Source organism: Streptomyces sp. NPDC088246, assembly GCF_044741025.1.
Classification (GTDB): domain Bacteria; phylum Actinomycetota; class Actinomycetes; order Streptomycetales; family Streptomycetaceae; genus Streptomyces.
The window spans coordinates 30,914-55,859 of the sequence record NZ_JBIURV010000004.1; the positions used below are offsets into that span (position 1 = coordinate 30,914).

The 24,946-nt window shown below is 69.5% G+C and carries 24 protein-coding genes and 4 pseudogenes; 11 read left to right on the plus strand and 17 right to left on the minus strand.

What is annotated here, in order from left to right; genetic code table 11:
• Positions 1-7: 7 nt before the first annotated feature.
• Positions 8-991, plus strand: a complete 984-nt coding sequence (locus ACIPEK_RS07580; protein WP_401991952.1) for an asparaginase — start codon at positions 8-10, stop codon at positions 989-991.
• A 64-nt stretch (positions 992-1,055) separates the two neighbouring features.
• A complete protein-coding gene (locus ACIPEK_RS07585; protein WP_401991955.1) occupies positions 1,056-2,306 on the plus strand; it encodes a GNAT family N-acetyltransferase in 1,251 nt (416 codons plus the stop codon).
• A 148-nt stretch (positions 2,307-2,454) separates the two neighbouring features.
• Here ACIPEK_RS07585 and ACIPEK_RS07590 read toward each other — a convergent pair.
• Positions 2,455-2,714: pseudogene (locus ACIPEK_RS07590) on the minus strand (ATP-binding cassette domain-containing protein); the annotation flags it as partial.
• A 63-nt stretch (positions 2,715-2,777) separates the two neighbouring features.
• Here ACIPEK_RS07590 and ACIPEK_RS07595 point away from each other — a divergent pair.
• The 4 genes from ACIPEK_RS07595 (at position 2,778) to ACIPEK_RS07610 (ending at position 5,125) form a co-directional block, all read left to right on the plus strand.
• Positions 2,778-3,551 (plus strand): TetR/AcrR family transcriptional regulator, encoded by a 774-nt coding sequence (locus ACIPEK_RS07595; RefSeq protein ID WP_401991958.1) that lies wholly within the window; start codon positions 2,778-2,780, stop codon positions 3,549-3,551.
• A 158-nt stretch (positions 3,552-3,709) separates the two neighbouring features.
• Positions 3,710-4,390, plus strand: a complete 681-nt coding sequence (locus ACIPEK_RS07600) for a TetR/AcrR family transcriptional regulator (RefSeq protein WP_401991961.1) — start codon at positions 3,710-3,712, stop codon at positions 4,388-4,390.
• 357 nt (positions 4,391-4,747) lie between these two features.
• Positions 4,748-4,930, plus strand: a complete 183-nt coding sequence (locus tag ACIPEK_RS07605) for a hypothetical protein (RefSeq protein WP_401991964.1) — start codon at positions 4,748-4,750, stop codon at positions 4,928-4,930.
• A gap of 45 nt (positions 4,931-4,975) precedes the next feature.
• Positions 4,976-5,125 (plus strand): hypothetical protein, encoded by a 150-nt coding sequence (locus ACIPEK_RS07610; RefSeq protein ID WP_401991967.1) that lies wholly within the window; start codon positions 4,976-4,978, stop codon positions 5,123-5,125.
• Positions 5,126-5,380: 255 nt separating this feature from the next.
• Here ACIPEK_RS07610 and ACIPEK_RS07615 read toward each other — a convergent pair whose 3' ends face one another.
• From ACIPEK_RS07615 to ACIPEK_RS07650, 8 genes and pseudogenes are all read right to left on the minus strand, one after another.
• Positions 5,381-6,085 carry an alpha/beta fold hydrolase gene (locus tag ACIPEK_RS07615; RefSeq protein WP_401991970.1) on the minus strand — a complete coding sequence of 235 codons (705 nt, stop codon included), beginning with the start codon at positions 6,083-6,085 and terminating at the stop codon, positions 5,381-5,383.
• 366 nt (positions 6,086-6,451) lie between these two features.
• On the minus strand, positions 6,452-6,868 hold the full coding sequence (locus ACIPEK_RS07620) for a VOC family protein (RefSeq protein ID WP_401991973.1): 417 nt from the start codon (positions 6,866-6,868) through the stop codon (positions 6,452-6,454).
• Between the two features lie 10 nt (positions 6,869-6,878).
• Positions 6,879-7,349 carry a helix-turn-helix transcriptional regulator gene (locus ACIPEK_RS07625; protein WP_401991976.1) on the minus strand — a complete coding sequence of 157 codons (471 nt, stop codon included), beginning with the start codon at positions 7,347-7,349 and terminating at the stop codon, positions 6,879-6,881.
• Positions 7,318-7,440, minus strand: coding sequence for a hypothetical protein (locus ACIPEK_RS07630; RefSeq protein ID WP_401992746.1), 123 nt, complete (start codon positions 7,438-7,440; stop codon positions 7,318-7,320). The genes ACIPEK_RS07625 and ACIPEK_RS07630 overlap by 32 nt, the downstream gene beginning before the upstream one ends.
• Positions 7,441-7,573: 133 nt before the next feature.
• On the minus strand, positions 7,574-9,964 hold the full coding sequence (locus ACIPEK_RS07635; protein ID WP_401991979.1) for an ATP-binding cassette domain-containing protein: 2,391 nt from the start codon (positions 9,962-9,964) through the stop codon (positions 7,574-7,576).
• Positions 9,965-10,118: 154 nt separating this feature from the next.
• Positions 10,119-10,610, minus strand: a pseudogene (locus ACIPEK_RS07640) (pyridoxamine 5'-phosphate oxidase family protein).
• Positions 10,607-10,963 (minus strand): VOC family protein, encoded by a 357-nt coding sequence (locus ACIPEK_RS07645; RefSeq protein WP_401991982.1) that lies wholly within the window; start codon positions 10,961-10,963, stop codon positions 10,607-10,609. The pseudogene ACIPEK_RS07640 and the gene ACIPEK_RS07645 overlap by 4 nt, the downstream one beginning before the upstream one ends.
• A 394-nt stretch (positions 10,964-11,357) precedes the next feature.
• Positions 11,358-11,501 (minus strand): annotated as a pseudogene (locus ACIPEK_RS07650) (MerR family DNA-binding transcriptional regulator); the annotation flags it as partial.
• A gap of 560 nt (positions 11,502-12,061) precedes the next feature.
• Between ACIPEK_RS07650 and rox the strand changes: the two are divergent.
• Positions 12,062-13,501, plus strand: coding sequence for a rifampin monooxygenase (gene rox / locus ACIPEK_RS07655; RefSeq protein WP_401992714.1), 1,440 nt, complete (start codon positions 12,062-12,064; stop codon positions 13,499-13,501).
• A 445-nt stretch (positions 13,502-13,946) separates the two neighbouring features.
• Here rox and ACIPEK_RS07660 read toward each other — a convergent pair.
• Together ACIPEK_RS07660 and ACIPEK_RS07665 are read right to left on the minus strand one after the other, a co-directional pair.
• Positions 13,947-14,057: pseudogene (locus ACIPEK_RS07660) on the minus strand (antibiotic acetyltransferase); the annotation flags it as partial.
• A 51-nt stretch (positions 14,058-14,108) separates the two neighbouring features.
• A complete protein-coding gene (locus ACIPEK_RS07665; protein ID WP_401991985.1) occupies positions 14,109-15,578 on the minus strand; it encodes an MFS transporter in 1,470 nt (489 codons plus the stop codon).
• Between the two features lie 150 nt (positions 15,579-15,728).
• On the opposite strand from ACIPEK_RS07665, the gene ACIPEK_RS07670 reads away from it, so the two are divergent.
• Both ACIPEK_RS07670 and ACIPEK_RS07675 read left to right on the plus strand, forming a co-directional pair.
• Complete coding sequence (locus ACIPEK_RS07670) at positions 15,729-16,295, plus strand: TetR/AcrR family transcriptional regulator (RefSeq protein ID WP_401991988.1); 567 nt, start codon at positions 15,729-15,731, stop codon at positions 16,293-16,295.
• Between the two features lie 434 nt (positions 16,296-16,729).
• Complete coding sequence (locus ACIPEK_RS07675) at positions 16,730-17,230, plus strand: hypothetical protein (RefSeq protein ID WP_401991991.1); 501 nt, start codon at positions 16,730-16,732, stop codon at positions 17,228-17,230.
• A 40-nt stretch (positions 17,231-17,270) separates the two neighbouring features.
• Here the strand turns inward: ACIPEK_RS07675 and ACIPEK_RS07680 are convergent, their stop codons facing one another.
• The 6 genes from ACIPEK_RS07680 to ACIPEK_RS07705 form a co-directional block, all read right to left on the minus strand.
• Positions 17,271-17,711 (minus strand): VOC family protein, encoded by a 441-nt coding sequence (locus ACIPEK_RS07680; RefSeq protein WP_401991994.1) that lies wholly within the window; start codon positions 17,709-17,711, stop codon positions 17,271-17,273.
• A 293-nt stretch (positions 17,712-18,004) separates the two neighbouring features.
• On the minus strand, positions 18,005-18,628 hold the full coding sequence (locus tag ACIPEK_RS07685) for a histidine phosphatase family protein (protein WP_401991996.1): 624 nt from the start codon (positions 18,626-18,628) through the stop codon (positions 18,005-18,007).
• Positions 18,582-19,619: a hypothetical protein gene (locus ACIPEK_RS07690; protein ID WP_401991999.1), complete on the minus strand. Its 1,038-nt coding sequence runs from the start codon at positions 19,617-19,619 to the stop codon at positions 18,582-18,584. Before ACIPEK_RS07690 ends, ACIPEK_RS07685 begins: the two co-directional genes overlap by 47 nt.
• Positions 19,620-19,622: 3 nt before the next feature.
• Positions 19,623-20,678, minus strand: coding sequence for a TniB family NTP-binding protein (locus ACIPEK_RS07695; RefSeq protein ID WP_401992001.1), 1,056 nt, complete (start codon positions 20,676-20,678; stop codon positions 19,623-19,625).
• Positions 20,669-22,744 carry a Mu transposase C-terminal domain-containing protein gene (locus ACIPEK_RS07700; protein ID WP_401992004.1) on the minus strand — a complete coding sequence of 692 codons (2,076 nt, stop codon included), beginning with the start codon at positions 22,742-22,744 and terminating at the stop codon, positions 20,669-20,671. Before ACIPEK_RS07700 ends, ACIPEK_RS07695 begins: the two co-directional genes overlap by 10 nt.
• Positions 22,710-23,261 carry a TnsA-like heteromeric transposase endonuclease subunit gene (locus ACIPEK_RS07705; protein ID WP_401992007.1) on the minus strand — a complete coding sequence of 184 codons (552 nt, stop codon included), beginning with the start codon at positions 23,259-23,261 and terminating at the stop codon, positions 22,710-22,712. Before ACIPEK_RS07705 ends, ACIPEK_RS07700 begins: the two co-directional genes overlap by 35 nt.
• A 503-nt stretch (positions 23,262-23,764) precedes the next feature.
• On the opposite strand from ACIPEK_RS07705, the gene ACIPEK_RS07710 reads away from it, so the two are divergent.
• Together ACIPEK_RS07710 and ACIPEK_RS07715 are read left to right on the plus strand one after the other, a co-directional pair.
• Positions 23,765-24,268 (plus strand): helix-turn-helix domain-containing protein, encoded by a 504-nt coding sequence (locus ACIPEK_RS07710; protein WP_401992010.1) that lies wholly within the window; start codon positions 23,765-23,767, stop codon positions 24,266-24,268.
• A gap of 27 nt (positions 24,269-24,295) precedes the next feature.
• Positions 24,296-24,928, plus strand: coding sequence for a hypothetical protein (locus ACIPEK_RS07715; RefSeq protein WP_401992013.1), 633 nt, complete (start codon positions 24,296-24,298; stop codon positions 24,926-24,928).
• Positions 24,929-24,946: the final 18 nt, after the last annotated feature.

Below are 24,946 nucleotides of genomic sequence, written 5' to 3' on the forward strand. Positions count from 1 at the left end.
GGCCACCATGACCTCCAGCGCCGCCCTCGCTGCTCCCTCCGCCATATCCCCCGCCCACCCCGTCCTGGCCGAGGTCGTACGGTCCGGCTTCGTGGAGGGCCGGCACCGGGGCTCGCTGGTCGTGCTGGCCGCCGACGGCAGCGTGGAGCGGGTGCTGGGCGACCCGGCGGCGCCGGTCTTCCCGCGCTCCTCCAACAAGCCGATGCAGGCCGCGGCGGTGCTGCGGGCCGGGCTCGATCTGTCCGGGGAGCGGCTGGCACTGGCCGCCGCGAGCCACTCGGGCGAGGACTTCCACCTCGAACTCGTACGCACGATGCTCGCCGAACACGGACTGACGTCCGGCGATCTGCAGACCCCGCCCGATCTGCCGCTGGATCCGGCGGAGGCGGAGGCGTATCTCGCCGCGGGCCACGTCCGGGACCGGATCACCATGAACTGCTCCGGCAAGCACGCGGCGATGCTCGCGGTGTGCGCGGTGAACGGCTGGGACCGGGCCTCGTACCTCGATCCGTCGCACCCGCTCCAGCAACTGGTCCACCAGGTGGTCGAGGAGGCTGCCGGGGAGCCGGTCGCGGCGGTCGGTACGGACGGGTGCGGGGCTCCGCTGATGGCGATCAGTCTGGTGGGTCTGGCGCGGGCCTTCCGTTCGTTCGTGCTGGCGGAGCCGGGGTCGGCGGAGCGCCGGGTCGGGGACGCGATGCGGGCCCATCCCGAGTACGTGGCCGGAACGCGCCGCCCCGACACCTGGCTGATGCGGGAAGTGCCGGGCACGCTCTCCAAGATGGGCGCGGAGGCGGTGCAGGCGGTGGCGCTGGCGGACGGCCGGGCACTGGCCTTCAAGATCGACGACGGTGCGACGCGAGCACTCGGCCCGGTGCTGGCACAGTCGCTGCGCCTGCTCGGCATCGACGCCCCGGTGGTCTCCCGGATCGGACGCACGCCTCTGCTGGGCGGCGGCGGCGAGGTCGGCGAGATCCGGGCAGCGTTCTGACCGGATTCCCCGTCGGCGGGAAAACCGCGCGACAATCGGTGAGCCTGTATCTAGCGTGGGGTGTATGCGCCTTGACGTTCGTACGATCACCGAATCCGAGTTCCCAGGCTGGCGGCAGGCCCTGAACACCGGCTTTCTGCGCCCGCCGGTGGTGACGGCTGAGGAGGTCGCCGGCCGCCTCCCGTACACCGACCTGGCCCGTACGCAGGGTGCGTTCGACGGCGGGCGGTGCGTGGCCACGTTCCGTTCGTTCGCGCAGGAGCTCACGGTCGTCGGCGGCGCTTCGGTGCAGGCCGACGCGGTCTCCAACGTCACGGTGTCTCCCACGCACCGCCGTCGCGGGCTGCTCAGCCGGATGATGGCCACGGACCTGGCGGCGGCGAAGGAGCGCGGCGACGTGGTCGCCACGCTGATCGCCGCCGAGTACCCGATCTACGGGCGGTACGGGTTCGGCCCGGCGGCGTGGACCACCGAGTGGGAGATCGACGTACCGCGGACGGGCCTCGACCCGCGCTGGTCGGGGCCCTCCGCGCAGGACGGCGGCCGGATCGACCTGGTGAGTGGCGCGGACGTACGCAAACTGGGCCCGGCCCTCCACGAGCGGCTGCGTGCCCGGCAGCACGGCGCGGTCAGCCGCGACACGCGCTGGTGGGAACTGAACACCGGCGAGAACCTGTCCGGCCCCGAAACCTGGACGGAGCCCTTCTACGCCGTCTACAGCAACGCGGACGGCGAGCCCGACGGCCTGGTCGCCTACCGCGCCGACGACAACTGGGGCGACGCCAAGCAACCGCTGAACCGGGCCACGGTGCTCGGCCAGATCGCCGTCACCCCGGCCGCGGAGCGCGCGCTGTGGCACTTCGTCTGCTCGATCGACTGGATCACCACGGTCCGCACCGGCCACCGCGCCCCCGACGACCTGCTGCCACTTCTCCTCCCGGACCCGCGCGCGGCCCGCATCGTGACCCAGGCGGACTGGCTTTGGATACGGGTCCTGGACATCGTACGCGCCCTGGAGGCCCGCACCTACGCGGTACCCGGCGCACTGACCCTGGACATCCACGACGCCACGGGCCTGACCACCGGCCGCTACCGCCTCGACGCCTCCCCGTCCGGCGCCACCTGCACCCCCACCACGGCCGCCGCCGATCTCGCCCTGGACGTAAGGGAGTTGGGGACGCTCTACCTGGGCGACGAGTCCCCGGCGCGACTGGCGGCCCTGGGTCGCATCGAGGAACTCACGCCGGGTGCGGTGGCGCTGGCGGAGGGGATGTTCCGGGCGGCGCGGCGGGCTTGGTGCCCGGATGTGTTCTAGGGCCTGCCGTCAAACGGCCGTCCGGATCCAACCTCCTTTGCGCCGAAAGGAGTTGTAGCGTTCTTCCGGGGCACAGTCGGTCTGTACGGATGCGATCCGTGCCGCCTTGCGGCTGCACGCACCCAGCCCCGCTCCTTCTCCCGCCCCCAACCCGGTTCCGGTCGGCGACGACGTCGTACCCGGCGATGCGTGCGGTGTCTTTGTCGGCGGTGGTGAGTGTGGCCAGGACGCGTACGGCGGTGGTCTTGCCCGCGCCGTTGGGGCCGAGCAAGGAGAAGACGGTGCAGCGGTCGACCCGGAGGTCGACACTGTCCAGCACCGGGGCGAGGACTTTCCGTACGACTTGGTGAGGCCGTGAGCCTCGATCACGGCTGCCATGGGTGCACCCATCCCTTCGGCGTATGGCATACGCGATAGCGCGTAGGGGTTACGCATAACTAGGATGGTCGTCAAGGGAAGGTGGGGTTCCAGGTGACTGAAGAGAAGGGCCCGTCGGGCGGTACGGGCCTGCCGGCCAGCATCGAGGCCGCCTGGGGGCTGCGCGAGCGTCCGGCCAAGGGACCGAAGCCCGGGCTGAGTCTGACCCGCATCGTGGACGCCGCGGTGGCGGTGGCGGCGTCCGAGGGGCTGGGGGCGGTGTCGATGGGGCGGGTCGCCAAGGAACTGGGCGCGTCGACGATGTCGCTGTACCGGTATGTGTCCGCCAAGGGCGAGCTCTATGTCCTGATGCAGGAGGCGGCGATGGGTCCGCCGCCCCCGCTGCCCGCACTGGAGAAAGACGCCGGCTGGCGGGAGGCGCTCGCGCAGTGGGCGTGGGCGCAGCGTCGGGTGTTCCACCGCAGTCTGTGGATGCTCCGCATCCCGATCTCGGGCCCGCCGGCCAGCCCGAACTCCGTCGCCTGGTGGGAGCAGGGCCTCCAGGCTCTCGAAGGCACCGGCCTGAGCGCGGGCGAGGAGGTCTCCGTCATCCTCCTGGTCAGCGGGTTCGTACGGAACGAGGCGCTGCTGATGGGTGATCTCGCCGCCGCAGTGGAGGCGCGCGGCATCCCGGCGCAGGAAGTGATGGCCGGATACGCCCGCACCCTGGACCGGCTCGTCGACCCCGTACGGCATCCGTCGCTCTCCCGGCTGCTGAAGTCCGAGGTGATGGGGACGCCGGACGAGCCCGACCACGAGTTCAGGTTCGGGCTCGAACGCGTGCTGGACGGGGTCGAGGCCCTGGTGGAGGCGCGGGCGCGGGACTGAGGGGGCAAGGCCGGGCCGCCGCCCCCGCTGCCCGCAACTCACTTCGGTACAACCCGGCAGCAGCTCGCAACCCTTCCGGCTGTCGGCGGCCGGCTCGTCCGGCGCCCGTCCGACCGCCCTCGGACGTCAAGTCTGGTTGAGGTCAAGGCGTACGCTTCATGGTCATGAGCGGAGAGAAAGCCTGGCCCGGGGCGGCGGTGCATACGCCCCCCGCAGTCTCTGCGGTCCGTGCGCCGATGAGCCTGCGTGAGCGGAAGAAGCAGCTGACGTACCAGGCGGTCTCCGATGCCGCGATCGCGATGTTCCTGGAGCGGGGCTTCGACAAGGTCTCGGTGGCGGAGGTGGCGGCCGCAGCGGACATCTCCAAGCCGACGCTGTTCCGGTACTTCCCGACCAAGGAGGACCTGGCCCTGCACCGGTTCGCCGACCATGAGGACGAGGCGGCCCGTGTCGTCGCAGCCCGCGCGGACACCGAGTCCCCCCTGGGCGCCCTGCGCCGCCACTTCCTGGACGGCCTGGAGCGGCGCGACCCGGTGACCGGGCTCTGTGATGCGCCTCAGGTGCTGGCGTTCATGCGGCTGCTGTACGGGACGCCGTCCCTGGTGGCCCGCATGTACGCCTACCAGGGCCGCTCGGAGGCGGCGCTCGCCCGTGCCCTGGGCGACCGGGTGCGGGACAGGCTGGCCGCGGGCCAGATCATCGCCGTACAGCGCATCCTGGGCCTGGAGAACTGGCGGCGGATCGACGCGGGGGAGAGCGCGGACGAGGCGTACGGCGGTGCGGTCGAGGCCGCCGAACTCGCCTTCGTACAGCTGCGGTCGGGGCTCGGGGAGGAGTGAAGGACGGCAGCGGCGGACTGGCGGTGTCCGCGTCGGTGTCCGGGTCTATCCGGACGGGCATCAGTCTTCGGCGCTGCCGGTGAACACGATCGAATCGCTGTGCGTCGGCGGGGCCCGCCGCCGGTGACGGCCCGCTCCACCGCCCCGGCAGCTGCATCGCGCCGAAGCCGAGCCGGGGGATGGTGACGGTGCCGCCCAGTTCGAAGGTGCGGGGGCGGGCGCGGAGTCCGAGGCTGAGTCGATCGATGAGGAGGTCATGGGGGCAGCATGGCTACCGGAGGGCCGGATCACCACATTCTTTGTTGCCGGTCACGGCCACGGATTCCGAGACCGGCCGGGCCCGGCTACCGTGAGGCAATGGCCTCCGCGCCGATGCCCGGAACGAGAGCCTTCCCGTCCCACCCGCTCCGCGGGGTCCAGGCGTCGTACGTCCGTCAGGCCAGCTGTCCCTCCGACTACGCGCAGGTCGTCGCGGACTTCGAACCCTGGGAGGAAGGGGTCGTGTTCGAGGCCGCCGGCACCGCGTCGGTCAAAGGCTGACCGGCGGACGAACTCGCCTCGTTCCACGAGGGTTTCATCCAGGGGGTGCGCGAGGAGCTGGCCGACCTCGCCGACCGCGAGTCCGCGACCGTCGCCGCGGTGGCGGTCGTCCTGCAGCGCATCAAGGTGCATGGAGCCGACTCCCACCCGGGGCGTTCCGGGCGGCCGGACGCGTCGCCGTGCGCAACGCCCTGATGCAGGCGTACGGGCCGCCACCCAGGCCCAAGCGCCGCCGCGGATGAGGACGGGGCGTGGCTGCCCCGGCCCCGGGCGTGCCCCGCCTCGGGCGTGCCCCGCCTCGGGCGTGCCCCGCCTCGGGCGTGCCCCGCCTCGGGCGTGCCCCCCGCCTCGGGCGTGCCCCCCCGCCTCGGGCGTGCCCCCCCCGCCTCGGGCGTGCCCCCCGGCCCCGGGTTGCCACCTGATCCGGGGCGTGCCACTCCGGTCCGGGGCTCAGGATTCCACGGCCGACCGGTGCAGGATCCGTGCCAGCTCGCGCGGCTGGGAGAACATCGGCCAGTGGCCGGTGTCCATCTCGACCAGTTCCCAATGCTCGCTGCCGGCCAGCAGCTTGGCCACGTCGCCGTTCGGCTCGTCGCCGTCGAGCAGGCACTTGATGTAGGTCGCCGGAAGCTCGCCGAGCGGGCGTGCCAGTACGGCCGGCTCGGTCAGCGTGGTGCCCGGATGCGGTGTCGAGCCGCCCACGATCCGGGCGATCTGCTCGTCGGTGAGGCCCTGGCCGTCGAAGTCGGCGTCGGTGAGCGGTGCCCAGAGGCCGTCGTTCCCGGCGATCGAGGCCTCCAGCGCCTCGCGGCCCGCCCACCAGCCGGAGGCGAACGATTCGCCGTCGACCGGAATCTCGGAGTCGACGAACACCACACGGGCCAGCCGGTCACCGATGCGTTCGGCGGCCTGGCCGACCGGGATGCCCGAGTAGCTGTGCCCGACCAGGACGACGTCGTGGAGATCGTGGCGCTCCACCTCGTCGACGATGTCCCGGACGTGGGTCTGCTGCCCTGCCTGCACGCCCTGCTTCTCGGCGAGGCCGGACAGTGTTACCGGGTGGGTGCCGTGTCCGGCCGTACGCAACTCCGACACCACCTCGTCCCACGCCCGCGATCCGAGCCACGCGCCTGCCACCAGTACGAATTCAGCCATGGTGGCAACCTAGCGTGGCGGCCCCACCGCTCGCCCCGGTTTTGCCCAGGTGCGGCGTGGGCGCATCAGAGTCCGTGTCAGCCGAGCGGGGAGGCGTGGCCCGGCCTGCACCCGGAAGGGACGTTGTCGCCACTGATGTCGAAGTCTCCGCAGGTGAGAAAGGCATCGTTGAACTCGCGCCCCGGGCCGTGGCCAGCACTCTGGTGGCAGCCCCGGCCAGGCCGAACAAGAGGAACCCGGCGGCTGCGGCGGGCTTGCTGTGCACGGCTGCCAGGAGCGCGCCCCGGTGTCACCGATGACGGACGCGCCGTCGCGATCGCCGTCACCGCCGACCGGGCGCCCACCGCACAGGGTCCCGCCGAGGGCTCACTTCCCGAGCGGCTGGTTGAAGCGCAACAGGTTGCCGGCGGGGTCGCGGAACGCGCAGTCGCGAACGCCGTAGGGCTGGTCCATCGGCTCCTGCAGCACCTCGCCGCCCGCGGCGCTGATGCGCTCGAAGGCGGCGTCGCAGTCGTCCGTCGCGAAGATGACGCCGCGCAGCATGCCCTTGGCCATCAGCTCCGCCATGGCCTGTTTGTCGGCCGGTGAGGCGTTCGGATCGGCGGCGGGCGGTTCCAGGACGATGTTCACGTCCGGCTGCGAGGGCGCTCCGACGGTCACCCAGCGCATCCCCTCGAACGCGACGTCGTTGCGTACCTCAAGGCCGAGCACATCGCGGTAGAAGGCGATCGCCTTGTCGTGGTCGTCGACAGCGATGAAGCATTGGGAAAGGCTGATCTCCATGCCGTTCACGCTATGGCTTGGTGGCGGGGCTCGCTCCACCGTTCCTGACCGGCCGCGTGTGGATCTTGGCCATGCAGGCCGGGATGGCGGCGCCATGGTCATGGCTCCGCGCCCGGTAGGCGCTCGGGCTCTCGCCGACCAACTGGGTGAAGCGGGAGCTGAACGACCCCAGCGACGTACAGCCGACCGCGAAGCAGACCTCGGTCACTGTGAGGTCGCCGCGCCGCAGCAGCGCTTTCGCCCGCTCGATGCGGCGGGTCATCAGGTAGCCGTATGGCGTCTCGCCGAAAGCGGCGCGGAAGCTGCGGGAGAAATGGCCCGGCGACATCAGGGCGCCACGCGCCAGCGCCGGGACGTCGAGCGGCTCGCCGTAGTCACGGTCCATCCGATCGCGGGCCCGCCGCAGCCGGACGAGGTCGTCGAGGTTCTGCCGTCTCACCTGACCAGTTTCACACAGCTCCCGAGGCCGGAGATGAAGCATGGACGACGCCCTGGAGCCGGAGCTGACCGAGGACGAGCCGAGCGACCGGCTCGGCGACGACGACCGCGAGGCCTGCGTCCGCGGCAGTCATGGCCGAAGCCCTCGGGTGCACCCCAAGGCGGTCGGTCTTGCTCGTCCTGCTCGGACACGTCTCGCCATCAGCCGAGTGGGACGAGTCGAAACACATGAGAGAACTCGTCCCACGGCGTCCGCGAGGGCCTCGGTCAGGTGCCGACGTAGGCCGCGAGGTGCTCGCCGGTGAGGGTGGAGCGGGCGGCGACGAGGTCGGCGGGTGTGCCCTCGAAGACGATCCGGCCGCCGTCGTGGCCGGCGCCGGGGCCGAGGTCGACGATCCAGTCGGCGTGCGCCATGACCGCCTGGTGGTGCTCGATGACGATGACCGACTTGCCCGAGTCGACGAGCCGGTCGAGCAGGCCGAGCAGGTGCTCGACGTCGGCGAGGTGGAGGCCCGTGGTCGGCTCGTCGAGGACGTAGACGCCGCCCTTCTCGGCCATGTGCGTGGCCAGCTTGAGCCGCTGCCGCTCGCCGCCGGACAGCGTGGTCAGCGGCTGGCCGAGAGTGAGGTAGCCGAGCCCGACGTCGGCCAGCCGCTCGAGGATCTTGTGCGCGGCCGGCGTGTGCGCCTCGCCGGCGCCGAAGAACTCCTCGGCCTCGGTCACCGACATCGCGAGCACCTCGCTGATGTCGCGACCGGCGAGGTGGTATTCGAGCACCGATGCCTGGAACCGCTTCCCCTCGCACTCCTCGCAGGGGCTGGAGACGCCGGCCATCATCGCCAGGTCCGTGTAGATGACGCCGGCACCGTTGCAGGTGGGGCAGGCGCCCTCGGAGTTGGCGCTGAACAGCGCCGGCTTCACGCCATTGGCCTTCGCGAACGCCTTGCGGATCGGGTCGAGCAGTCCGGTGTACGTCGCCGGATTGCTCCGTCGCGAGCCGCGGATCGCGCCCTGGTCGACCGAGACCACACCCTCGCCGGCGGGGATCGATCCGTGCACGAGCGAGCTCTTGCCGGAGCCGGCGACGCCGGTGACGACCGTCAGCACACCGAGCGGGATGTCGACGTCGACGTTCTGCAGATTGTTCGCCGTCGCGCCGCGGATCTCCAGGGTGCCGGTGGGCTTGCGCACCGTCTCCTTGACAGCGGCCCGGTCGTCGAGATGGCGGCCGGTGACGGTGCCGCTGGCCCGAAGCCCCTCGAGGGTGCCCTCGAAGCAGACGGTGCCGCCCCCCGTACCGGCGCCGGGGCCGAGGTCGACCACGTGGTCGGCGATCGCGATCGTCTCGGGCTTGTGCTCCACGACTAGCACCGTGTTGCCCTTGTCCCGCAGCCGCAGCAGCAGGTCGTTCATCCGCTGGATGTCATGGGGGTGCAGCCCGATCGTCGGCTCGTCGAAGACGTAGGTGACATCGGTGAGCGAGGAGCCGAGGTGCCGGATCATCTTGACGCGCTGCGCCTCGCCACCCGACAGCGTGCCCGCCGGCCGCTCGAGCGAGAGGTAGCCGAGCCCGATCTCGACGAACGAATCCAGGGTGTGCTGAAGCGCGGCGAGCAGCGGCGCCACCGACAGCTCCTTGAGGCCGCGGACCCATTCGGCCAGGTCGCTGATCTGCATCGCGCAGGCGTCGGCGATGCTGATCCGCTTGATCTTCGACGACCGGGCCCCCTCGCTGAGCCGGGTGCCATCGCACTCGGGGCAGGTGGTGAACGTGACAGCACGCTCCACGAACGCCCGGATGTGCGGCTGCATCGCCTCCTTGTCCTTGGACAGGAACGACTTCTGGATCTTGGGGATCAGTCCCTCGTAGGTGAGGTTCACGCCCTCGACCTTCACCTTGGTCGGCTCCCGGTGGAGGAAGTCCTGCATCTCCTTCTCGGTGAACTCGCGGATCGGCTTGTCCGGATCGAGGAGGCCCGACTCGGCGTAGACCCGCACGGTCCAGAAGCTGTCCGACTTCCAGCCGGGGATGGTGAACGCGCCCTCGGCGAGCGACTTGGAGTCGTCGTAGAGCTGGGTGAGGTCGATGTCGGAGACCGTGCCCCGGCCCTCGCAGCGCGTACACATGCCGCCGGTGCGGTTGAAGGTCGCTTTCACCGCCTTCTTGGCACCGCGCTCGACGGTGATGGCACCGCTCGCCCGGACCGAGGGGACGTTGAAGGCATACGCACTGGGCGGGCCTATGTGCGGCTTCCCGAGCCGGCTGAAGAGGATGCGCAACATCGCGTTGGCGTCGGTGGCGGTGCCGACCGTGGAGCGGGGGTCGGCACCCATCCGCTGCTGGTCGACGATGATCGCGGTCGTCAGCCCGTCGAGTACGTCGACCTCGGGCCGCGCCTGCGTCGGCATGAAGCCCTGCACGAAGGCGCTGTAGGTCTCGTTGATCATCCGCTGCGACTCCGCGGCGATGGTGTCGAACACCAGCGAGCTCTTGCCCGAGCCGGAGACTCCGGTGAACACCGTCAGCCGGCGCTTCGGGATCTCGATGCTGACGTCCTTGAGGTTGTTCTCGCGCGCACCGTGCACGCGGATCAGATCGTGGCTGTCGGCAACGTGCGGCGCAGGCGACTGCGTGTCAGTCCTCGTGGCCATGCTCATCGTGTCTCCATCTGTTGGGCGGGGTCGCCTTCGCGGTCTCCGTCGGCGTCGCCTGGCTCGATCCGACCAGCTTCGAGCGTACGTGTGGTTGTTCTCCGCTTCGGCCCGTGGAGCCTCTGGGCCCCGGCGGCCACGCGGCGTGCCCTCCGAGGCGTCAGACCAACCAGCGGCCGTCGCGCATCAGCTCGCGGTCGGGCAGCTCATTCACCTCGCGCCAGGCCTGGATGCGGCGTGGGGAGATGCGGAACCAGCGGTACGGGGTGGCCTGCGCAATGGGGTCTCCCCTGCTCGAACGAAGTTGAGAGCTTGGGGAAGGGTCGAAGCCGGTGCGCGCGGCGAACCGGTCCCCCGCGGCTGCCGGCAGCGCGTCGATCTCGAGGACCTCGACTCCGCCCTCGATCATGGACACGTCGCGGGTGTGGCCCAGCCCCAGCCGAACGGTTCGGGTGGCGGCGAGGTTCCTGCCGGTCGGGCTGTCCGTCGGCGTGGCCATCAGCAGCGCCTCGCCGTCCCGGTCGAAGGACAGCGGTACCAGGTACGGCGCACCGTCCGCCGAGGCACTGGCCACTCAGAGATCGATGTCGTGGGTGAGCCGATGCCCGGTGTCGCGACGGCGCCGAGCGCGGGAGCGGGGGTCGGCAGTCATTGGTCCTGAAGCAGCCCGAGGACGTTGCCGTCGGGGTCGGTGACGGTGGCCACCAGGCGGCCGCCACCGACGTCGTGTGCCGGCTCCTTCACGGTGGCACCCGCGGCGGTCACCTCGGCCAGCTTCGCCTCGATGTCCGGCACGTGCCAGTAGGCCACCGGTGAGGTCATGCCCTGCTGTCCACCGCCCGGCACCAGCCCGATGTGCTGGCCCGCGGCCTCGAAGCCGACGTAGTAGGACTCGTCGGCCTGCGGCGCTACGCCGAGCAGGGCGGCGTACACCTCCTTGGCCCTCGCCAGGTCGGAAACGGGATGCAGCACGGTCTTGATTCCCTGGGTGGCAGAGCTGGCCATGGTCACTCCTGCAAGTCGTGGGTCCGGTCGGGATTGTCCGGCTCGAAGGCGAATGGGAAGTGCGCAATTCGACAGCCCGATCGCCCCGGACGGCGATTTCACCGTTGGCCACGCTAGCTGCGGCTCGGGGGCCGGCGCTTCTCCATTCCTGATCAGGTTGAACGAGACGCCGGATGTTCGTCCGTCTCGCTCAACCTGAGGTGTCTCGTCACGATCCCTTGGGCTTGTGGGCGAGAAAGAAGGCCTAGGGAGTTCATCTTCGTCGCGCGACGTCCATAGCTCAGCCCACGAGAGACCTCGCTGCGCAGACTGACCGGGACTCGATCACTTCGCCGAGCGGATCCAGCGGGAAACCCTCACAGGCCGGCACTGGGAACGGATGTCCTGTTCCAGATAACTGTGGGCATGGTGAGGCTCGGTAGCCGGTCACCGGGTCGACGCGAGCGGGGGTCAGCAGGCCGAGCTCGTCATAGAGACGCAGCGCCTTCGGTGACAGGCGGGACGCCTTCGCGAACGTCCCAATGGTCAGCAACCCCATGCTCACTCCTCCTCATGCCGAGCACATCGCCCGGCCCCACCGATGCTGTGGCCTCCCCCAAGGTGAAGGTCAACTATCGGGGCACTGACTGCTCTTCCGTGTAGCGACGTTCGAGCCAGCCTTGCGCTGAAGAGGGTGAAGGACCTTTCGTTCCGCGGCTGCATCCGCAGGCCCATGGGAAGGTCCTCCTGGACCGTCGGCATCGCCGTACGCGGTGCGTCACCGCATCGGGAGGAGCTTGTCCGTCCAGAGCGGACGACAAAAGGCAAAGGCAAGGAGGTTACCCACTCCTTGCCACTCTCAAGATATAGCGCACCGGGGGGCTTGCGGCAAGGCCCGGGTCGTGCCGCAGAATCGTCGGCCGAGGCCAGAACCTGCGGAAATCAGGGATTCGCGAAGTACGTGTGCTGTTGTCGACGTATGGGTCACGCGGGGACGTCGAACCGCCGGTGGAACTCGCGGTGCGGTTGCGGAGACTCGGCGCGGAAGAGCGCGTGTGCGTGCCGCCGGACTGCGCGGAGCGGCTGGCCGAAATCCAATCTCGTTGAATGGGCGTTCTGATGATTGACGTGATCGTGGTCGGCGGCGGACCGACCGGCTTGATGCTGGCCGGCGAGTTGCGGCTGGCCGGAGTGCACGTGGTCGTGCTGGAGAAGTTGGCGGAGCCGACCGGGGAGTCCCGCGGGCGCGGTCTGCACGTGCGCAGCGTCGAGATGATGGACCAGCGTGGCCTGCTTGACCGGTTCCTCGCGGTCAGCGAGCGGTTCTCGGTCGGCGGTTTCTTCGGCGGCATCATGAAGCCGTGGCCGGACCGGTTGGACACGGCGCACCCGTACGGCCTCTCCACCCTGCAGCCGGTCACCGAGCGGCTGCTCAATGAGCGTGCGCTCGAACTCGGTGCCGAGATACGGCGCGGCTGCGAAGTGGTCGGGTTGAGTCAGGCCGAAGACGGGGCCGGGGCCGGGGTGACCGTCGAGCTGGCGGACGGCACGCACCTGCGCTCGCGCTACCTCGTCGGGTGCGACGGCGGCCGCAGTGCGGTGCGCAAGCTGCTCGGCGTCGGTTTCCCCGGCGAGCCCGCCAAGGTCGAGACGCTGCTGGGCGACATGGAGATGACCGAGGATCCGGCGACGGTTGACGCCATCGTCGAGGAAGTCCGCAAGACCCAACTGCGGTTCGGCGCCATCCCCAACGGGGACGGGACGTACCGCGTCGTCGTGCCGGCCGACGGCGTGGCCGAGGACCGTGCGACCGCGCCGACGTTCGAGGAGTTCAAGGAGCAGCTGCGGGCGGTCGCGGGCACCGACTTCGGCGTGCACTCGCCACGCTGGCTGTCCCGGTTCGGCGACGCCACCCGGCAGGCCGAGCGCTACCGGGTCGGCCGGGTGCTGCTGGCCGGCGACGCGGCGCACATCCACCCGCCGACCGGCGGGCAGGGGCTCAACCTCGGCGTCCAGGACGCGTTCAACCTCGGCTGGAAGCTGGCCGCAGAGGTCAACGGCTGGGCGCCGGTGGGGCTGCTGGACAGCTACCACGCCGAACGGCACCCGGTGGGCGCCCGCGTGCTGGACAACACCCGCGCGCAGATCACGCTGCTCGGAACCGGTCCGGGTGCGACCGCGCTGCGGGAGCTGTTCTCGAAGCTGATGGACTTCGAGGAGGTGAACCGGTACGTGACCGGGATCATCACCGCGGTCGAGGTCCGCTACGACTTCGGCGAGGGCCACGAACTGCTCGGCCGGCGGATGCGGGACGTGGGGCTGAAGCGGGGGCGTCTCTACGAGCTGATGCACGGCGGCCGCGGGCTCCTGCTCGACCGGACCGGCCGGCTCTCGGTGGCGGGCTGGGCAGACCGGGTCGACCACGTCGTCGACGGCAGCGAGGAATTGGACGTGCCTGCGGTACTGCTGCGGCCGGACGGCCACGTGGCGTGGGTCGGTGAAGATCAGCAGGATCTGCTCAGTCAGCTGCCCAAGTGGTTCGGTGCTGCTGCCGGCTGAGCACGCAGTTGTGGCCCGGAAGGGTGGGCAGTGTTCTGCTGTCCTGTCCCAGACAACTGTGGGCATGGTGGGGCTCTGACCTGTGGTGCTTACGGTTGAGTGGGACGAGCCGGCTCCTCCTGTCCCGCTCAACCGTAGGCAGCCACCTCTGGGGGTGTGCATCGCGAAAGTCCACCGATGGCCCTGGCGTTCCTGGTGGGGTGAAGCTGCGGGATCCCACTGGGCCCGGGTGTGCCGGTGCGCCGGCCTGAGCCTGCTCGTGCGATTCGGCCCGGCGCACCTACTGCAGCACCGCCAAGCGCCTGGTGGAGTGTCAGCGCGCTGCGAGGTTTGCGAGCAGCTCGGCAGCGGGCTTCGGGCGGACGAGCCAGCGCAGGTGGCTCCCCTCGAGTGTCCGAACCGGCATGTGGACCCAGCACACCCAGGCTCTGTGATCACGAGGCGTTGAGGGCGATGCCGTGATGGCGCCGTCGCCAATCCGTACGCCGGGCATGACGGTCGCCCGGTCCCTGAACCAGACGTCGTTGCCGACGACTGTGTCGCCGCGGCTGGGCATGGCGGTGACGATGTCGCGCAGCCGCTCCTCCCGGCCAAGGCGTTGTTCTTGTCAACGGCTGTTCACGGATGCCTCGTTCGAGGCGGTGACCACACCTGGATCAGTGGAACGTCGCGGCGCCGCGGAGCCTTCCGCGGGCTTGGACCTCGCCAGCCACAGGCCGGTGACTACGGCGGTGGCCAAAATGATGGCGCCGGCAGCGAGGAAGGCGCTGTTGAGGCCGGTCTCGAAGGAGGCGCCGCCGGATTGCCGGGTGCGGACGATGGCTCCGAGTACCGCCACGCCGAGCACCGCGCCGATCTGCCGGGTGGTGCTGCTGATGCCTGAAGCGAGGCCACTTTCCTGCGGGCCGACTGCTTGGATGGCGGCGCCTGTCAGTGGGGACATGGCCAGTGCGAAGCCGATGCCGGTGAGTCCCAGCCGCCACCACACGTTCCCGTAGCCGGTGTCGGCGTGCACCATGCCGAGCGCCAGCAGTCCCAGGCCGGCCAGGGCCAGGCCGGTGGTGACCACGATTCGGAAGCCGTACCGGGCGGCGAGTCGGCCCGCGTACGGGCTGACGATCACCATGGCGAGGGATACCGGCAGGGTCTGCAGGCCGGCGCGCAGGATTGAGCTGCCCTGGACGTACACGAAGAACTGGGAGAAGAAGAACGACGATCCCATGAGCGCGAACCCCACCACGACCATGGCGGTGTTGGACACGGTGAACAGGCGCTGCCGGAACAGCGGCAGCGGCAGCATCGGAGCGGAACGACGGGCTTCGACGGCGACGAAGGCGGCGAGGAGGATCGCCGCGGCGGCGAAGCTGCCCAGGATGACCGGTGAGGTCCAGCCGCGGGCACCCCCCTCGATCAGCCCGTAGGTCAGTACCCCCACCGCCAGAACGGACAGCACCGTGCCCGGGATGTCGATAGCGGGGGCGCTCGGGTTGCGGGACTCGCCGAGGTGGCGTAGGCCGACCAGCAGCAGGACCACGCCGATGGGCAGATTGACCAGGAAGATGGCGGGCCAGCCGAAGGCTTGTGTGAGCACGCCGCCGGCCACGGGGCCTGCGGCCAGACCGATTCCGCTGAGTCCGGCCCACAGCCCGATCGCCTTGATTCGTTCCTGCGGCACGGGATAGGAGGCGGCGAGCAGGGCGAGCGAGGCAGGGCTCAGCGCCGCGGCCCCGATGCCCTGCAGCACCCGGCCGGCGACCAGCCAGCCGAGCGAGGGTGCGAGGCTGCACAGCAGCGACGCGGCGGTGAACACCGCCACGCCGGTCAGGTACACCCGCTTGCGGCCGAATCGGTCGGCGAAGACACCGCCGGACAGCAGCAGCATGGCGACCAGCAGTACGTACGCGTCGACGATCCATTGCAGTCCGGTCAGCTGAGTGTGCAGCCGGTGCTGCATATCGGGCAGTGCCGCTCCAACGATCGTGTTGTCGAGCAGGACCATGAATTGGCCTAGGCAGGTCACCGTGAGCAGCACGGCCCGGTTTGATCGACTGCCTACGGTCGCATGCGATGCAGCCATGGGATGCCCCTCAATCGTTGGTTACGCCCGGTCGCGGTCGACGCAGGTGGTGATACACCTGAGCGCCCTAAAGCAGTCGGCAACTGCGTTAGGTGACTATAGGGAGGATCGCCCCGCAAACGCAAGTCGCGACTGCGTTAAGGTGGGGGCATGAACGAGAGTCAGCGAGCCCGGCGGCCCGGTGGGCGCAGCGCCCGCGTCGGCGCGCAGGTGCACCAGGCCGTCACCGACCTGATCAGTGAGCGCGGCTACGGCAACTTCACCGTCGGCGAGGTCGCAGCCCGCGCAGGCGTAGCCGACAGCAGCATCTACCGCCGGTGGGGCGACCTGGAAACCCTGCTCACCGACGTGGCGCTCACCCGCCTCAATGCGCAGTCGCCGATGCCCGACACCGGGAGCCTCGCCGGCGACTTGCGCACTTACGCGGCCCAAGTGGCCCGCGAGATCACCGGACCCGACGGTCCGGCGGTGCTGCACCTGGCCGTCGCCCTGTCGAGCAGCGGTCAGCAGGGGCTGCAGGCTGGGGCCGACCTCCGCGCCGAACGCACCCGGCAACTGCAGTCCATGCTCGATCGCGCCCGCGACCGTGGCGAGCACGCACCCGACGCGTTCGACGTGCTGGACCACATCCTGGCCCCGATGTATATCCGCGTCTTGTTCGGCATGGTCCCGCTCACCCCGGGCTACATCGACGGGCTGGTCGACCGATTGCTGTGACCTGACCCGGTTCCCGCGACCAGCCCTCGGACGCGGTGCCAGGACTCCGCGAGGTGCTCGCCAACACGCGCCAGCTCAGGCTTCCATGCCTTGGCTGGCTCACGCGGCCTGACTGAATCCGTCGGTCGGCGAGCCGTCGCCGCGGATCAGAGTGAAGTTGACGTCCAGGTGCGGGTTTTAGGTGTCGGGGCGGCCATCCGGACTCCAAGACGGCCGCAGCACCGCCGCCTGGCAGGCCGCCGCCGTCACGGTGCACATTGCCGCGTCATCCGGCTCGCTCCAGGCACGACTCATACCCCACATGCCCACCACAGGTCGCTGACCAGTACCAACCGCACCATTTGCCCTGACCACGAAAAGCCGGGAACCGGCGCTCAGGCCGTACCGACTCGAACCGGACCGGCCACAGGTGTCCCAAGGCTCCCCGTTCACGGATGCCGACCGCGCTGACGTACTCCAGTTCGACGTCCTACGCCGACACCTCGCGCACACTCATCCACGCCTCCGGTACGGCGCTGACCAGCCACTTCGACCGTAGAAGCGCGGAAAGAGACAGACCAGGCAAGCGGCACCCCTCCGTCGCCTACACCGATCCGCCGATCGACCCCCTGGCTGCCGCAGCCGTCTTCGGGATCGCCGAACAAATCCTCACCACCGACTACGACGCCACGTTCGCCGTCTTCAACCCACTGATCACCCGAGCCCGAAGCGCTGAGCCCGCCATGGCCCACCTACAGCGAGCCCTCTACGCATCCCGGCCGCTCCAGATCACGCTCAGCCACCACAGACACGACGTCTGGGGGCGGGGGACGAAGCGCCTCGCACGCGAACACCCCGAACTCGTTCCCATGCCACCTGCGGGACCACCGGTGAGCCGTGACGCGGTAGTTGAAACCGATAGAACGTGGTGCCCTGGCCGTTCTGAGCACGCCTGACACGGTTGTTGGGCCCGATGTGTCAGGGCCTCGAACCTTGTCAGCCCGCGGGCCGGGCAGCGGCGACGCAGAACTCATTGCCTTCCGGGTCGGCCATCATGATGTGGTGCCCGTTGAACTCCTCCACGGTGATACCGCCCGCCTTCACCAGCAGGTCGGCCTTCGCCCTGATCCGTGCCCACCGTTCCTCGGGACTGCCGTGTCCTGGCACCCGGACGTCGATATGGAGTCGGTTCTTTGCCGTCTTCGGCTCAGGGACCTTGAGGATGGAGAGCCGGGGTCCGATGCCGTCGGGATCGCAGAGCCATGCCACGTCGTCCACTGAGTCGTCCGCCGGAAGGTTGAAACTCGCGTGCCACTCTTCGCGGGTCTTGAAGGGAGCGGGCGGCGGCTCGTCGACATAGTCCAGCGCCGTTTTCCAGAAGCGGCCGAGGAGCTTCGCGTCCTTGCAGTCGAAGGTCAGACTGATCCTGGTCGTCATGGCCGGAGCGTACTGCGCACCTCTGACAGTCGCGGCTGAGCTGAAGGAGCGGCCAGCCGCCGCTGGTACGCAATGATTCGCCGGACACTGCCCAGGTCGCGCGGCGCCAGCAAGCGCGGCCAGGTTCCAACTGCCGTGGCACGGCTCAACCGGTGACAACAATCGCTGGAAGGTGACTGTCCGGTCTCAGATAAGTCCGGGTGAGGCGGTCCCCTGACCTGCGGTGCCCGGACTTGAGTGAGACGGCTTTCGCAAGGTCGTCTCACTCAAGTCCCGGCAAACGGCTTTCTTGGTCAGATGTGGAGTTCGGACGGGAAGCCGGTCCAGCGCAGTTTTGCGGGCAGGTGCCGCATGTCGTTGTAGAAAAGCACGGAGGACGGCCTGCCGGGTGCGTAGCGGATGACCGTCAGAGCTGCGTTGCCGTGGTTGAGGCCCATCCAGCGCCACTCGGGCGCGTCGAGGGCAGCTCGGATCAGCCATCCGATGAGGAAGTTGTGGGTGACGACCAGTTCATGGCGGGGGCGATCGCCGTCGACCGGGCCTGTGAATTCTGCGAGTGCTTCCCGGGCCAGTGCTGGACCGCGGTTGCGCTCCTCTTCCGGAACCTGAGCGAGGAAGCTGAGCATGGCGTCGGCCGAATCTGGCGGCAGCTCCTCCTTTGTAGGCAGGTAGGGGATGTAGTCGCCGGCCAGTTCCGATTGGTGCAGTGGGACGGCGTCAAGTTGTGCGCTGATCAGCTGGGCCGTCTGCTGCGCCCGAGGTAGCGGCCCGTGGTGTATCGCCGAAAGTGGGGTGCTCTGGAGCCGTTCACCGAGCAGAACGGCTTGGCGCCGGCCGCTGTCCGTCAGGGTTGTCTCGTCTGCTGACGCTTCACCGTGCCGGGCGAGGTAGAGGTATCGAGTGGTTGTGTCTGTCATGTCCCGGGTCTCCGTCGTCATCCGTGATCTTGTATGTCAGGGATGGACGCTGAGCTCTTTGTGCATAGTTCCGTCGCGGCTGTCCTGTCTCAGTTCTGCCTCGTCGGAGGCTTATGGGGGGCAGGAGGGCTTCGATCTTTCTGGCTGTGGCTTCGATGGTCGTGCTGACCCATGTGCGGCTGGTGCCCCGCAAGGGCGCCTGCATCGGGAAGCGGCGATGGAATTCGGCGATGGCCTGCGCGACCACGAGGAGGTCGTCACTGAGGAGCGACCGTCTCCATTGGACGGATGCGAACAGGCTGATCAGCGTGACGTGTTCGGGGTATCCAGCCGCGATCAGCCAGGGGGCCGCCTTGTCCTGTTCGACTGTTGGCGCCTTGATCCGGACCAGGTCGTGGAGGAGCTCGGCTCGGTGGACGAGCCGGTAGTGGCGGTGAGCCAGACCGCTCCAGAGCTTGCCGGTGGTGTCCTGGCAGATGCTGGTGACGATCGGACCGTAGCGCCGCCGCAGCCGCCAGTACTGGCGTTGGGCGCGGATCACATCAGGGGTTCGGGACAGGTCAAGCTGCTGTTCGGGAGCGAAGACGTTCTTGCCGATCCAGAGGTTGTGGCGGAGGCAGACGTTGTCGTGCGTGGAGGCCCAGACCTGGGCGGGGAGGGTGGAACCGGTGCGTATGACGACGCAGCGGCGGCAGGCCCAGCGAAGCACGTGGTCGGGGGCCGGGGCAGGCGTTTTCGTGGTGGGCGACACGTCGCTCGCCCGGAGGTCGGGGATGGTTTGGGACAGGTTCTGCCGGGACTGGCCGCTGAGGATGCAGAGGATATCGACTTTGGTGAGGCGCGAGTCCAGCCAGCGTGAGGGAGAGCGCAGGCGGGCCAGAGGGACGTGGTTCGCCAGTGCGAGGCGGTTCCAGTAGGACGATTCGCACTCGCCGGGGAAGGGCGGCAGCGTGATGGGCAGAGGGCGGATGAGGGCCGGGTGGAACGTCATGGTTCAGCCGGTGCGGGGCAGAAAGGCGGTGCGTCCGCGGGTGGAGGACTCGCTGCTGTGGTCGATGCGGATGTTCTTGACCGTGGTCCGGGTGATGCGCTCGGTTCCGTCCAGGATCGCGGAGATCGCTGCTGCCCGGATCAGGTGGGAGAGGCTTCCAATCATGCCGCCGGTGCGCTGGTGCAGGTGTTTCGCCATCTTCACCAGGGTGTTCGGCTCGTGCCGGTGGAGACGGAGGGTGTTCTCCATGGACGCGATCAGGGACCGCCACTCCGCGTTGAGCGGGAAGGGACCGGTGCGGAGGAGGACGCAGCGGCCAGCCAGCTGCTTGCCGCGGATGCCGGTGAACAGCCCCGACTGTTCGACGTTGATGCCGGCATAGACGAAGGTCGCGGGCAGGTGCTCGGTGAAGTACTTCAGGTGGTCGGAGAGGTCTTCCCCGGCGATGGTGGCGTGGTTGAGCAGGTGGATTTCGTCGACCAGGACCAGGTCGGTGCGTGCCTCGATGAGCACCTGGCAGACGGCGCTGGTCACGTCGATGGTGTTGTGTCTCGGGCCGATCACGGGCAGGCCGAGGAACCGCGCGAACTCCAGGGCGAGTTTGCGTGGGGAGCCTTTGGGCGGGGCGGTGATGTAGACGACCGGGATGCGCTGGCTTCCCGGGTAGCGCTGTCGGACGCGTAGTTCGTGCAGGCGGCCGAGCTGCTTGAGCGCGGTGGTCTTTCCGGTGGTCCATTCCCCGGAGACGATGAGTCCGCGGCGGGCGCCGTGCTCGCGCTGGTTGAGCAGGGTCAGCAGCCGCCCTTGGTGGGCGATGTCCTTGACCGTGGAGGTGCGCACGACCTGGAGTTCGGAGTGGTAGGCGATGCGGGCCTCGTCGTAGGCGTCTCGCATCGGGGGGCTCAGGTCCTGCCACTGCTGCTCGGGCAGCAGGTGGAAGACGGCCGAGTCCTCTTCAACAAACCGGCGCCAGCCCTCCAGTCGCGTGGACGGGTCCGTGCGGTCCTCGCCGGGCTCAGGCACGTCCTCGCCTTCCGGCTCCGGCGTGTTCACCACCACCGTTCGGCCTCCTTGCGTGCGTCGAAGATCTCCAGCGGGATCACGTCGGCGAGTTCGTCCTCGTCCGTCTCCACCGGTTCGGCAGCGCTCTCTTCGGCCGGCGCGTCCGGGCGGGGCCAGGAAGGTTCGGCAGTGGCCCGGGTCCGGGCGGCGACCTTGCGGCCCCGGCGCGATGCGCGGGGCGGTTTCGTGGGTGTGTCCTCCGGGCCGTCGGCGGCGCGGTCCAGCAGGGCGACGGCGGCTTGGGCGATCTCGTCCTCGGTCGCCGGGTCGGTGCCGCGCTGGGCCAGGATGCGGCGGGCGTGGTCCCAGGCGAGTTCGCCCATCGGCGTCGGGGCGGTGCGAAGGTGCCGCCAGATGGCGGTGATCCAGCCGCCTTCACGGTGGTTGCGTACCCAGACGCGGGAGATGTCGTAGGGGTCGTAGTGGACTTCCCAGCTCCGCCCGTCCACTCCGGCGCCGGACGGCTGGCGGCGGAAGGGGTTCAACTCGGCGCTGTCGTAGGTGCGGTGGCCCAGGCGGATGCCGTAGGAGTTGATTCTCCGTCGGCAGCGGGGCAGCAACTCGATGTACTCGTCGGGGCTGAGCGCGACCGGGACGTGCCCAGCGGCAGCGACCAGGGCGGCGTACTTCTCGTTCGGAGTCAGTGCCTTGCCGGGCATCAGTGGGTCCCGCAGTCCGTCGTGCGGCCGGTTCTGCCAGTGGACGATCCATTCCTGCAGCAGTTCCTGGAGCTGATGGATCGTCCAGACGGCCTCTGCGGCCGGATCGGTGCCACGGTGTTCGGTGCTGCGTCCCTTGTGGCCGGGAAGGTGCTGGACGAACATCGAGGCCACCGACCCGAGCGTGGTCTCGATGTGCGGCTTGTCCGTCGGGGTGTCGGGGTGGGCGGGCTGGAAGGAGATGCCCAGTGACTGGCAGGCAGAGCGGAACGTGTCGGAGATATAGGCCTTGCCCCGATCGCAGACGATCGTCTCCGGCGTGATCACCGGAATCGCCGCCGCCTGAGCCAGCCGCTCGTCCAGCGCCGTCAGCGAGGCGTGCGGCAGCACCGAGCGGGACATCCGCAGGGCGTCTGCCCAGCCCGGACGCATCGGCTCCGGCGTCATCGCCCGGGCCAGCAGCAGTGCGGCGTCCACCGCCTTCGTCGACGGCCGCAGCACCGCCGCCGCCAGCGTGCGGGTCGCGATGTCCACGATGCCGGTCAGCTCGACTGTGTCCACCGTGCCGTCATCGTGAACGACCAGCACATCCATCGGAGTGGAGTCGATCTCCATCACCTCGCCCGGCCGGGCCGCGGTGAGCTGCCCGAACATGCCCTCCGGTTGCTTGGCCAGCGAACGGCGGGTGCGGGCCGAGCCCAGCGTGTGCCGCCCGGCGCTGACCGCCTTCAACAGCCGGTAGAAAGCCGCCCGCGACGGCAGCGGCACCACTCCCGGTCCGTGCTCGGCCTCCAAGAGGCGTTCCATCCGGCGCCGCAGCACCTGCGCGGAGACCGTGGACCGGCCGGTCTGCTCATCCACAACCTTCCGCAGGGCCTCGACCACCCGCCGGTCGGCGCGGCCCGTGCCGTCCGAGGCGGTCCGCAGCCGCGGGTCGACCAGCCCCAGCACCCCCTCCCGCTCGAACCGGGCCCGCATGTCCTGCAGCGCGGTCAGCGACACCGCCATCCCTGCCGCCGACAACTCGGCGACCTTCGCCAGCTCCCGCTGCCGCAGGGACCAGACCGCCGGGTCGTACCCGGGTTTCACCGGCCCGTGCGGATCGTCCAGCGGCCGCCCGGAGAGCATCTCCACCAGATGCCGCTGCCACCACTCCGCCCGCTCAACCGCCTTGGCCGGAAGCCCCTCCAGCACCCCGGCCGCCGGCACCACCGTCCGCACCGAGGCCGGAGTGACCACCTCGAAGCCGTCCGAGGACAGCAGATGGGCCAGCATCACCACGCTCGCCGACTGACCCTCGTCGACCAGCCGGACCGCAGTCCCCTCCAAAGCGGCAACCGTATGCAGCCGCCTGTCGAAGCGCACCCGGTCACCCGCTCGCAGCAGTCGCGGACGCGACGGCATCCCCGCCTCCCTCCCGGACCAGGTCGAGCCGGACCCGCGTGTCCGCCGACAGCAGCCCGGCCTCCAAGTCCGTGGTCAGAACCTGCTGCCAGAGCAGGTGGAACAGCACCGGCAGCACCGCGATCTGGTCGCCCACCCTCCGAGCTCCGTCCAGCAGACCGGCGCCGTCAGCGAACACCTCCACCAGACGATCGGCGAGGTCAGGGCGGTGCACCCGCGGATGCCGGTAGCCGGCCAGCCATCGCACGTTCGCCATCAGCACGGCCTCCGGCGTGCCGACCCGCGCGAATTCCCAGCCCACCGACCGGCAGGCCGCCGCAGTCACCGCGAACTTCACCGCGTCCCCTGGCCCGATTCGCTCATCCGGGCGCACGTCCACCACCAGGGCCGTACCATCCGCGCGCCGGACGAAGAAGTCCGGCGTGTGGCGCACCCGCTTCCCGTCGGGCCCCGTCCACGACAGCCGAAACGGCTGCGAGGACATGCCCGTCACCAGCGGATCGAAGTCGAGCAGCATCAGGCGATCGCGCTCCAGCCACGACTCATATCACCACATGCCTGCCGCACGTCGCCGACCAGTACCAACCGCACCAGTTCCCCTGACCCCGGAAAGCCGGGAACCGTCGCTCGGGCCGTACCGACTCGAACGGAACCGACCACAGGAGCCCCAGAGACCCACTTTCACGAAGCCCAGCCGCGCTGACGTACTCCAGCTCGACGTCCTGTACCGACACCTCGCGCACAACCATCCGGGCCTCCGGTACGACGCCGACCAGCCACGACGACCGTAGACAGCGAAGAGGCGGCGTACCCGGAGAAGACCGAGACACCCCACCAAATGCCCGGAGATGACTGAGACGTCAACTCACTTGCCCGGAGATCTCCGAGACTGCCCGGACATCACAGAGACAGGACAGTGACATCTACCGCGTGAAGTCACAGAGGGCCATGCGAGTGGTGTGGCGCACTTTTGCAAGCAGGTGCTTGCAAAAGTTAGCAAGGGTGGCGCACCATCGACGTATGGCATCACTCAACGTCGGCAATCTCGGTGAGTATCTGCGCGAGCAGCGGCGCAATGCGCAGCTGTCGCTGCGGCAGCTCGCCGATGCCGCCGGGGTGTCCAATCCCTACCTCAGCCAGATCGAGCGCGGGCTGCGCAAGCCGAGCGCCGATGTGTTGCAGCAGGTCGCCAAGGCGCTGCGGATCTCCGCCGAGACCCTTTACGTACGGGCCGGGATTCTGGATGAGCGGGAGCGGGAGGAGCTGGAGACGCGGGCGGTGATCCTGGCCGACCCGTCCATAAACGAGCGGCAGAAGAATGTTCTGCTGCAGATCTACGACTCCTTCCGCAAGGAGAACGGGTTCGAGCCCGGACCGGAATCCGGCGCCGAAGCCGGACCGGCGACCGGCGGCGAGTCCGGACCGGGAGCCGGTGCGGACGGCCGCCCCGGTGCCGACGGCCCCCGCACGGCCGGCGGCAGCGATGCCGGCACAGCTTCAAAGCCTTCAAAACCCTCACACTGAGTCTGATGATCCGGGAGGACCACAGTCATGGCCATCACCGATGACCTGCGTAAGACCCTCACCGACCCGACCCCTCTCTACTTCGCCGCCGGTACGGCCGATATCGCCGTCGAGCAGGCGCGCAAGGTCCCGGCGCTGATCGAGCAGCTGCGTGCCGAGGCGCCGGAGCGTATCGAGGCCGTGCGCAACACCGACCCCAAGGCCGTGCAGGAGAAGGTGACCTTGCAGGCCAAGGAGGCGCAGGCCACCGTGCAGGCCAAGGTCACCGAGGTGATCGGGTCGTTCGACAGTGATCTGCGGAAGCTGGGCGAGAGCGCCCAGGACCTGGCGCTGCGCAGTCTGGGCGTCGCTGCGGAGTACGCGGTGCGGGCCCGGGAGACGTACGAGAAGGTCGCCGAGCGCGGCGAGCAGACCGTGAAGACCTGGCGTGGTGAGACGGCCGACGAGATCGTCGAGATCGCCGTCGTCGTCGAGCCGCGCAAGGAGTCCAGGCCGACGGGCACCACGAAGACGGAGCCTGCCGCCAAGCCGGGGCCGGCAAAGGCTTCGCCCGCCCCGAAGACCGTCAAGCCGGAGAGCAAGGCCCCGGTCGCGCCCGCCAAGAAAGCGCCCGCGCGCAAGCCCGCTGCGAAGAAGACCACTCCGCCGACCGCGAAGTAGGGCCTCGGCTCACAGCCG